8 protein-coding genes are annotated in these 9,360 nt (G+C 69.9%); 5 read left to right on the top strand and 3 right to left on the bottom strand.

The annotated features are described in order from the left end of the window. Positions 1-237 precede the first annotated feature (237 nt). From ABTY15_RS39020 to ABTY15_RS39040, 5 genes are all read left to right on the top strand, one after another. Positions 238-1,224 (top strand): hypothetical protein, encoded by a 987-nt coding sequence (locus tag ABTY15_RS39020; RefSeq protein ID WP_350607217.1) that lies wholly within the window; start codon positions 238-240, stop codon positions 1,222-1,224. Between the two features lie 218 nt (positions 1,225-1,442). Next, positions 1,443-2,471, top strand: a complete 1,029-nt coding sequence (locus ABTY15_RS39025; RefSeq protein WP_350607240.1) for a S66 peptidase family protein — start codon at positions 1,443-1,445, stop codon at positions 2,469-2,471. An 88-nt stretch (positions 2,472-2,559) separates the two neighbouring features. After that, a complete protein-coding gene (locus ABTY15_RS39030) occupies positions 2,560-3,096 on the top strand; it encodes a DUF4240 domain-containing protein (protein WP_350607221.1) in 537 nt (178 codons plus the stop codon). 294 nt (positions 3,097-3,390) lie between these two features. Beyond that, complete coding sequence (locus ABTY15_RS39035) at positions 3,391-4,017, top strand: class I SAM-dependent methyltransferase (protein WP_350607224.1); 627 nt, start codon at positions 3,391-3,393, stop codon at positions 4,015-4,017. A 683-nt stretch (positions 4,018-4,700) separates the two neighbouring features. Then, the gene (locus tag ABTY15_RS39040) at positions 4,701-5,414 is read left to right on the top strand and encodes an SMI1/KNR4 family protein (RefSeq protein WP_350607229.1); all 714 of its coding nucleotides are present in this window, start codon (positions 4,701-4,703) and stop codon (positions 5,412-5,414) included. 122 nt (positions 5,415-5,536) lie between these two features. Here the strand turns inward: ABTY15_RS39040 and ABTY15_RS39045 are convergent, their stop codons facing one another. From ABTY15_RS39045 to ABTY15_RS39055, 3 genes are read right to left on the bottom strand one after another with little or no spacing between them, the layout of a single operon-like run. Then, on the bottom strand, positions 5,537-5,941 hold the full coding sequence (locus tag ABTY15_RS39045; protein ID WP_350607233.1) for a DUF6009 family protein: 405 nt from the start codon (positions 5,939-5,941) through the stop codon (positions 5,537-5,539). Beyond that, positions 5,938-7,584: a DNA primase family protein gene (locus ABTY15_RS39050; RefSeq protein ID WP_350607236.1), complete on the bottom strand. Its 1,647-nt coding sequence runs from the start codon at positions 7,582-7,584 to the stop codon at positions 5,938-5,940. The genes ABTY15_RS39045 and ABTY15_RS39050 overlap by 4 nt, the downstream gene beginning before the upstream one ends. Next, positions 7,581-8,684, bottom strand: coding sequence for a bifunctional DNA primase/polymerase (locus ABTY15_RS39055; protein WP_350607238.1), 1,104 nt, complete (start codon positions 8,682-8,684; stop codon positions 7,581-7,583). The genes ABTY15_RS39050 and ABTY15_RS39055 overlap by 4 nt, the downstream gene beginning before the upstream one ends. Positions 8,685-9,360 lie beyond the last annotated feature (676 nt).

Genomic DNA, 9,360 nt, shown 5'->3' on the forward strand with positions numbered 1-9,360 from the left:
GGCGCGGACGCGGCCGAGCCAGCCGGCCGGGAGGTCCTCCTTGAGGCCGCCGACCGGCACCTCCGACCGTTCGTAGGGCGGCTGGTCTCTCTCTTTCGGATCTTGGTTGATCAGTGCAGCAGCCCTCACCCGCAGGCCGAGAGTGAGGGCCCGGGAAGGTGGCCCCGGCCTGTGGCGCGTTGTGTCGGTGCGCGGTGGTAGCCATGGGGGCAAGCAGTTTCGAAAGGGGCAGATGCGGTGGGTGATGAGCTGATCCTCGACATGGACCGGGCATACAGGGACGGGTGGGAGGTGTACGAGGGCACCGAGTTCGACGTTCGCACCGTGATCGCGGGGATGCCGCGGGACGTCAAGGACGGGTTCCGTCTCGACGACGTGCCCTGGGACCGCTTCCTGCTGGGTCACAGGACAGGCGGGGAAGCACCCGCGAAGCGGTGGTTGACGCAGACCCGCTCCGACGACGCCGAGGCCGTCGACTTCGCGCTGAGCATGCTGGCGGGTCTGATGGCGCACCAGACCTCGGTCCTCGCGAGCGCACCGCTGATCGTGCCGTTCCTGCTCCGCCTCGCTGCGGACCCGTCGGCCCACGGCCGTGCGCATGCCCTCGGCCTCGTCACCGAGGTGTCCCGTCAGCAGCACTGGGGGCTGGGCACACGCGACAAGTTCCTGCTGACGGCACAGCCGGGCTCGTGGGTATCGTGCGATGGCTACGCCATGAACTGGGCGATCGAGGCGTCGCGCCACGCTGTCACCACCGACGCCGACCTGCTCCTCGGACTGCTGCGCGATCCCGCCCCGAAGATCCGCATCCGGGCCTGCGACACCCTGGCCACCGCGCTGGGGGGCGCCGACCGCATCAGCACCGCCCTTCGCACCCGCCTGGCCGTCGAGCAGGAGCCCGGAGTACGCGCGAGCCTCGTGCTGGCCGTCGCAGAACTCGCCCGCGAACGCGCCGACCCGCTCGCCGCCGCCTGGCTCGATGCTCTGTGGTCCGACCCCGCCCGCCCGACGGACGTCAGGGTGCCCGCCGCCCTCGCCTGGCTCTGTTTCACGGACAGCCCCGTCCCGGACGACCTGCGTGCCACGGTCGATTCTCTGGTCACCGACGACCTGGCCCGCATCCTCGACGACGTGCCGTGGTTCTGGCACGTCGACCACAGGAACGGCCTGGCCGAGACTCTCCACCAGATGCTGAACAGCACCGAACCCGGCGCCGGCGGGTGATCGACGCGATCTCGTGGAAATTCCAGACCGGCTCGCCGTGGGTGCACCTGCCCACCGAGTACGACTCGTGGAAGGGCGTCCACCCCGTCTTCGGAACTGGGCGATCGACGGCACCCGGGAACGGGAATTCACGGCCCTGCTCGCCCGGGCCGACGCGGGAACGGGCGACCGGCGAAATTCGCGCGACCGCTGCCAATGGCACCGGCGACACTGACGCCATGACTGGTTCCGCATCGCCTCGGCTGCCTCAACTGCTTCGGCCACGTGCTCTGAGGCCCGGAGATCTCGTTGTCATCGCATCGCTGTCCGGTCCGCTCCCGGCCGCCTACGAGCCCAACGTCGAGCAGACGGAGGCTGTGCTCGAACGGATGGGATTCCGCGTGCGGCGGGCTCCGCTGCTCGAAGTAGGGCGCCGTCGCTGGTGGAGCGCGGCCACGCCGGCGGAGATCGCCGCGGAGCTCAATGGTCTTCTGCGTGATCCAGAGGTGCGCGCGATCATCGCGAGTGACGGCGGCCAGACGGCGCTCGGCTACCTCGACCTGATCGATGTCGAGGCGATCAGGGCCGACCCCAAGCCGATTCTCGGCTACAGCGACATCTCGCTGCTGCATCTGGTGCTCCACGCGCGCACGGGTCTGGTCGGGTTCCACGCCGACATGGCCGTCCCCGGCTTCGGCGGGCACTGGCAGTCTGCGCCCGTGGCACGCCGAGCGGAACTCGAGAAGCTCTACTCCAGGTTGCTGACCGGTACCGAGGCGATCGGTGCGCTGCCCGCGAGCCCGTCGTGGGAGTGCTGGCGCCCTGGTCGTGTCGAAGGCCGGCTGATCGGCGGGGTGATCAATCGCATCGTGCTGGCGCAGGCGACGCCTTACGCGCTGCCGCTCGAAGGGTTCGACGGTGCGGTGCTGTTCTGGGAGGAGATGGGCGGCCACGCATCGCACGTGTGGAGCTATCTGCAGGTGCTGCGGCACTGCGGCATCCTCGATCGGATCTCCGGCATGGTCGTGGGCGTTCCGCGCGAGATCGGTGGAATCGAGCCCGGCGCGTCCCCGACCCTGCCCGAGATCGTGCTCGACGTCCTCGGCGACCGTGACATCCCGGTCCTGGGCAACGTCGACTTCGGGCATGCCGGCCCGAACCTGCCGATGCCGGTCGGCATCCGCGTCGCCCTCGATGCGCAGCAGCGGACGTTGTCGCTGCTCGAACCAGCGGTAGGGCCGCACGCGATGACAGGAGCGGTCGGCTGAGCACCACGGGTCAGAGAGCCAACCGCACCCGGGATCACCTCCTGGGGCCGAACCGCGCTGTCAGAGGCCGGTGCCATGCTGGGTGCCCATGGACACCCAGCAGTTCTGGAAGCTGATCGAGGACGCCCGCTCTCGGGTGCCGGCCCCGGACGACGGCGATGCTGTCGCCCGCCGGGCCGCCGAACTGCTCGCGCTTCGCCCGGCCCAGGAGATCGTCGCCGCCCAGCAGATCCTCTGGAGCCTGATGGCCGACTCCTACCGTGCCCCGCTCTGGGGCGCCGCCTACCTGATCAACGGCGGGTGCTCCGACGACGGATTCGACTACTTCCGCGGCTGGCTGATCACGCAGGGCCGTGCGACGTTCGAGCACGCCATCGCCGATCCCGACGCGCTCGCCGAACTCCCCGCCGTACGCGCATTCGCGGCGGACGGGTTCGACATCGAGTGCGAGGAAGCCCTGAGCATCGCCTGGGACGCCCACCAGATGGCAACCGGTGAGAAGCTCCCCAACGACGCCTTCGGCACCCGGTACCCGGACCTGGACCCGGAGTGGGACTTCGACTTCGACGACGACGAGGAGCTGGGTCGACGGTTGCCTCGCCTGACAGCGCTGTACGCAGACTAAGTCGCCGACTTCGGAAGTTCTTCGGGGGTTGATCACGCGGTGAGGTAGAACGAAGGCTGAGCTGGCAACGGCAACGGTCCCGGATGGAGGTCCTCTCGTCCGCGCAGATGACAGTCGGGCAGGCGGGCATCGCGGGCGGGCCGATCGGCAGAAGTGGATGGTCGGGTGGACCGAGGAGCTGCTCTCTCGGGCCACCCGACCTCAGCGGTCACTCGCGAGGGTGGCAGCTCTGGCAGCCGGACCTGAGCCGAAAAGGAGTCGCGCTCTCGGCGATGCGCCGTTAGCGTGCGCCGCGTGGACGGGGAAGATCCCAAAGAGGTGGTCCGGCGAGGGTATGACCTGCTCTCGGAGCACTACGAGCGGGCATTCGGCAGCGAGACGAAGTACGGATCGTGGATCGAGGAGTTGCTCGGCCGGCTGCCGGAGGTGGGCACCGTCTTGGACATCGGGTGTGGCACCGGTGTCCCCGCGGCCCGGTCCTTGATCATGGCTGGTCACCGCGTGACGGGCGTCGACATCAGTGAGGTCCAGATCCGCAGGGCCCGGGAACTCGTGCCGGGCGCCGACTTCATCCGGGCTGACGCCACGACCTTGGAGTTCCCCGAAGAGAGCTTCGACGCCGTGGTCTGTCTGTATGCCCTGATCCATATTCCGGTGGAGGAGCAGCCTGCCCTGCTGAGCCGGATCGCTTCCTGGCTGCGGCCCGGGGGCTGGTTCCTGGCCACCCCCGGGCATCGAGCCTGGACCGGGACCGATGAGAACTGGCTCGGTGGCGGGACGGCGATGTGGTGGAGTCACACGGATGCCGCGACAAACCGCTCATGGCTCGTGCGGGCCGGCCTCGACGTGGTTCACGAAGAGTTCGTGCCCGAGGGCGACAGCGGCCATGTCTTGTTCTGGGCTCGGCGCTCTTCGGGGTGACAGTGGCGGGAAGGAATGGGGGCGCCGGGCAGCCACCGGTCGTGTGAGGTTCCGGATCGGCGCGGACGGCCTGACACCTTGCTCGCCGGCTGGAGCCAGACATCCTTGCTTCTCCGGGGTCACCGAAGTCGATGCAGACACCGCTCCCGAATCTCTGGTCCAGGACCCACGCATGATCTGACCTCACCTCACCTTCGAGGGACTTCCGAGGTCGACCACTAAGCAGTGCACGGACTGCGGGGGACCGGCCGGGGCCTCACCCTGGCCGGTCCTCCGCAAGTTCGGGATCCCGTCCCCCACAGGCAGGAAACCGCGCCGGTCAGACCTGCCCGTCATACGCGACGTGGAAGCCCTCAGTGGATTCCCCGTACCCCGGCTAGCTGGCCCCGGAGCGCAGCTGCGGCCACCGGGAGTCGACGTTCCAGCTCCACCCACCCCCACCCGACAAAGGACAGCTCCCTGGGCATCTCGACCAGGCCGGTGCTCGCGTCCCAGAACACGTCCCAGTTCATGCCGTAGAACCGGGGGAAAGCCGGGCCGTCGGATTTTCCGCGGAAAATCGTCGCGCCCGCACCCGCACCCCATGCTTCGGCTTCCGGCGCACGCCCGCCCTTGCTCCCGCCGCACCCAGCCGCCAGGTCGGCCGTCGCACATGTCTGACGTGCCTCATAGGCTCAGCCCCCATGGAGACTTCGACCTGGGCCGGTGTGCGGAAGCGTGTGCACTCCTTGGGGGCGGGCAGCCCCGGTGCGGAGGTGTTCGGCTCGTCGTGGCACCGGTTTCTCCTCGACGATCCGCTGACCCCGGCGGAACTGGCCGAGCTCGAGGCCCACATAGGTGTTGCTCTGCCCGGCGAGTACCGGGAGTTCCTCCTCCAGGTGGGAGCCGGAGGCGCTGGCCCGTCGTTCGGTGTGTTCCCGGTCCGCCGTGTCCAAGGCCGCTGGCGGTGGGAGGGGGATGGTGCCGACCTCGCGGACCTCTCCAGGCTCGCGGAGCCGTTCCCTGTCCAGGGCCCTGATCCTGAGCGAGTCGGAGAGCTCCTGGCGGAGCGTCCGGAGGAGGAGGACTTCGAGGAGATCGAAGACTTCGACGACGCCATCGAGGCGTGGGACGAGCGGTGGGGGTCCGTGATGTTCTCCCCCGACCGCACGGTAGGGGCCATCGTGATCTCGCACCTCGGCTGCGCTGCCCGCCAGTGGCTGATCGTCAGTGGGCCGGAGCGGGGGAGGATCTGGTCCGACAACCGGGTGGACGACGAGGATCTCGTGCCGTTGCTTGATGAGCGTGGTGAGCCGATGACCTTCACCCGGTGGTACCTGGACTGGCTTGACGAATGCGAAAGCGATCACCAGGCACGAGCCGACCTGCCGCCCCACACCACGCCTTCTCCTGCGTGACGAAGCAGGGGGCGGGAGGGGTGGTGACGCAGGGGCGCGGGGGAGAGGCCGCTGGGACGGCGAGAAGAAAGGCGTGGGGGGTGTGGGTGCCAGTGCACCCACACCCCCATGCCCGTCCGCGGTCACGCCTTCGGGAGCGTTATCCCCAGTTCGAGCATCGCCGGGGAGGCCGGGCCGCCCTCGGAGCGTTCGGTCTTGTAGCCCTTGACGCCGGGGGCGACGGTGCGCGGGTCGACGGCTTCGGAGGGGGCGCCGGTCGAGTAGAGGCCTTCGGGGTCCTGGTCGCGGTCGTGGGGCAGCAGCCAGAAGACGCGGCGGCGGAAGGTGCCGGAGGCGCGGGAGGACTTGGCGTCCGGGCCGAGGACGGCGTAGCCGACCATGCGGCCGTCGCGGTGGTAGGCGGGGCGGCCGCGTCGGGTGGTGAGCCGGTCCAGGGACTGGCGTACGTAGTCGAGGTCGGCGGTGTCCTCGAGCCAGACGAGGTCGGTTTCGTGGGCGAGCTCGGCCGGGTCAATCAGCGCGCTCACGCGTTCTGCTCCTCTGTGTCGTCGGTGATCAGGCCGATGCCCGGGTAGTACTTGCGGCTGTTGGACAGGACCATCTCCTTGGGAGAGGTCATACCCAGTGTCTCGCGGACTCGTGCGGCGAACGCACGACCGGATACGGGATTGGCTCCTTCGAAGCCGCACCAGCGGGTGTAGGCGCCGAAGAGCTGGGACTGTTCGGCGCGCATGCCCTCTCCGGTGACGCAGGCCTCCTTGAGGAAGCGGCCGACGTGGTCCTCGGTCTCGGCGTAGGCGGTGGTGGCGACCTGGACGCGCTGGGGGCCGGCGAGGTCCTTCTCGCCGGCGAAATAGCGGCGGGCGCCGTCGATGAGCCAGGCGAGGATGCCGGGGCCCTCCTCGGCGACGAGGACGTGCGCCAGGTTGTCGATCTTCCGTTCCTCGGGGACCACGCGTTCGAACGGAATCAGCCGCATACGGCGCCAGAAGGCGAAGCCGCCGGTGCCGACCTCGGGGCGGTGGTTGCCGAGCAGCCAGAGCTTGTGGGTCGGTTCGAAGGAGAAGAAGTCCTGGCGCATCCGGCGGGCCTTGATCTTGTCGCCGCCGGTGAGGAGCTTGACTCGGGCCTCGTCGAAGCGGTCGCCGGGCTTGAGCTCGGAGCAGACGATGATGCGCCGGCCGTGGAGTTCCGCGAGGTCGGTGGGGTGGCCGTCGAAGGTCTTGGCCATCAGGAAGCCGGGCGGGGCCGCGTCGGCGTAGTCGCCGAGGAGCTGGATCATGACGTCCAGCAGGACGGACTTGCCGTTCTTGCCCTGGCCGTAGAGGAAGGGCATGACCTGGGCGCCGACGTCGCCGCTGATCGAGTAGCCGAGCAGCAGGTGCAGGAAGTCGCGGGTCTGGCGGCCTTCCTTGTCGTCGCCGAAGGTGTCGGTGAGGAAGCGGTCCCAGCGCGGGGTGCGCATCCGGGCGGGGGCCAGGGTGGTGGAGCGGGAGTGGTGGTGGACCTTCGGGTCGGGCGGCACGATGGCGCCGGTGCGCAGGTCGACCACGCCGCCGGGGGTGCACAGGGCGTAGGCGTCGGCGTCCAGGAGGGCGGCGTTGAGGACCATGCCTGGGGCGGACTTGGCCTGGGCGAGCATGGCGTTCATGCCGGAGGTGGAGAGGGCGCGGCGGCGGTGGCGGCGCAGGTCGGTGTTGGTGTAGACGCCGCGGGGGTCGTGGGTGGCGATGCTCTCGGCCATCTCGCCGGCGGCCCACAGGACGGTGTCGTCCTCGTCGAGCTGCCAGCGGTGGGTGGCCCAGCGGTACCAGCCGAGGCCGGGGACGTGGCGGTAGTCGCGTCCGTAGAGGTGGACGAAGAGTTTGGCGTTGCCGCGGTCGGACAGGGAGTCCGGCAGGAGGCCGTGTGCGCTGGCCTGGGGGCCCGTCTGCGGGCCTGCGGCGGCCTGGCCGGGGTGAATGGCCTGGACGGGGGGTACGGGCGCCTGTGGGGGCGCCTGCGGGGCTGTGGGGGCCGCCGTGGCGGGTGGGGTGTCGAGGAGGCTCTCCTGGACCGGGGTCCCGTGCCAGGGCGCCTGGGCGGGACCGGGCAGCGGCGGGTACTCCAGGATCTGCTGAGCGGCGGCCACGGGGTCGAAAACCGTCCTCTTGCGGGTGCTGTCGTTCATCCGCGCGCCTTCCCGACGTGCAGGGGCTGCCGGGCGCCGGCGGCGAGGCCGGAGCGGATGACGGCGGAGCTCTGCCGGTCCTGGTGGGGGCGGGCGGTGTGGGCGGCGTCGAACAGGAGCCGCTCGGCGGCGGCGTGGGTCAGGTGGCCGGCGGAGACGAGGCCTCCCACGGTGTAGGCGGCGCGGTTGAGCTTGCCGGTGAACCCGGCTCCCTCGGGGGTGGTCGCGCAGTCGACGACGTCCTGGAGGACGGTGTCGAGGACGCGTTCGGCTCCGCGCTTTCCGCCGCCCGCGGCCACGACGGCCTGGCGGGCGCGGTCGGGGACGGCGGGCTGAGGGATGCTCGGGCGGCCGGGCCGGTCCTTGAGGTGGCCGGTGCGAACGAGTTCCTCACTCAGCCACTGCGGCAGCGGGGCGGGGGTCCTGGCTCCGGGGAGAGCGGTGTAGGTACCGGCGGTGGTGACCGTGCCGGGGGCGACGATGTAGCCGCCGTGGGCGCGGACGTCGACCTGCCAGGCGAGGGCCCGCCCGGTGGAGGAGCCGGTGGAGCAGGTGAACTGACGGTGCGCCTCGTCCCGGTACCAGATGTGCAGGCCGCCGGAGGGGGTGCGCACGCGCAGGGTGTCGGCGTCCGTGGCCGGGTCCTGGGCCTGGCGGAGGGCGGCCAGCAGGGCGAGGGTGTGGTAGCCGTTCTCCAAGCCGTCGAGGGTGACGTCCTCGTGGATCGGGATGCCGGGCAGGATCCGGTCCCGGGCGGGCACGGGCACGGTGTGGCTGTCCACGTCGATGACGACCAGACCCGCCGGACCGCAGGCGACGCCGGTACCGAACTCGGGGTTGACGCGCCACCAGGCGGTGAGGACGCCCTGGTCGAGGGTGGCGGCGTGGAACCCGTGGCACCAGCGACCGGCCGCGGGGCAGGGGCAGTCGGCGGGGGTGTGCACGGAGTCCTGGCAGGCCTGGCAGTTGGCGGGCGGGGTCTTGCGCCCCGGGGCGAGCGGGTGGACGGGCCAGCCCTGGGCGGCACACCAGCGGGCGACGGCCAGCGCATCCGGCTGGCGGTCCGCTCGGTCGCTCCCCACGGCCTTCGGCGCCGTCACGCTGGTCCCTTCCCCTTGTTCGGTAGCTGCTCGGTCCTGGGTCGCTGCCTGCGTCGCTGAGGGCGAAGAGCCAGGTCAGAGCACTGGTGGGCGCCGGATCAGCGACTGAAGCGACCGAAGTCCAGAAGATAGCTCACACAGACTAGCCGAGCCAGGACGTACGAACCCTGACTACCAGAGCCCACTGACGAACTCAGCGACCAAACTTCGGGGCAGCGACTGGGCCTCTTCAGTCGCTGGTTTCGGTCTGGCGGCGTTTTCGCAGGTCAAAGCCGTTTCCAAGAACAAAAAGCGACTGAAGCGACTGAAGCCCGGGTCTATAACGCGCACACGCACACGGGAATGTCTTTATATACCCGACCTTGAGTCGCTTCGGTCGCTGATGGGGTGAGTGTATGTGCTCTGACCTGGGGTTTTGTACAGCGACTGAAGCTCAGCGACTGAAAGCGACTGAGTCTCTCGGGCGCTGTTCCTCGGCGTGTCGCGCGTGTCAGGCCCTCCTGTGGGCCGCCGGTCCCGGTCGCTTGGTCGCTCAGTCGCTCGCCGGGTTTGGTCGCTCGCAGGCATCGGTCGCTCGGCTGCCCGGGCGGTCAAGGCGCTCGTCGATACCGGCGACGTTCACGAGAACTTCTGGAAGGGCATCAACTTCCTCCAGGCCTGCGCCGGCCTGAGCACC

Source organism: Kitasatospora sp. NPDC097643 (genome assembly GCF_040302625.1).
Classification (GTDB): domain Bacteria; phylum Actinomycetota; class Actinomycetes; order Streptomycetales; family Streptomycetaceae; genus Kitasatospora.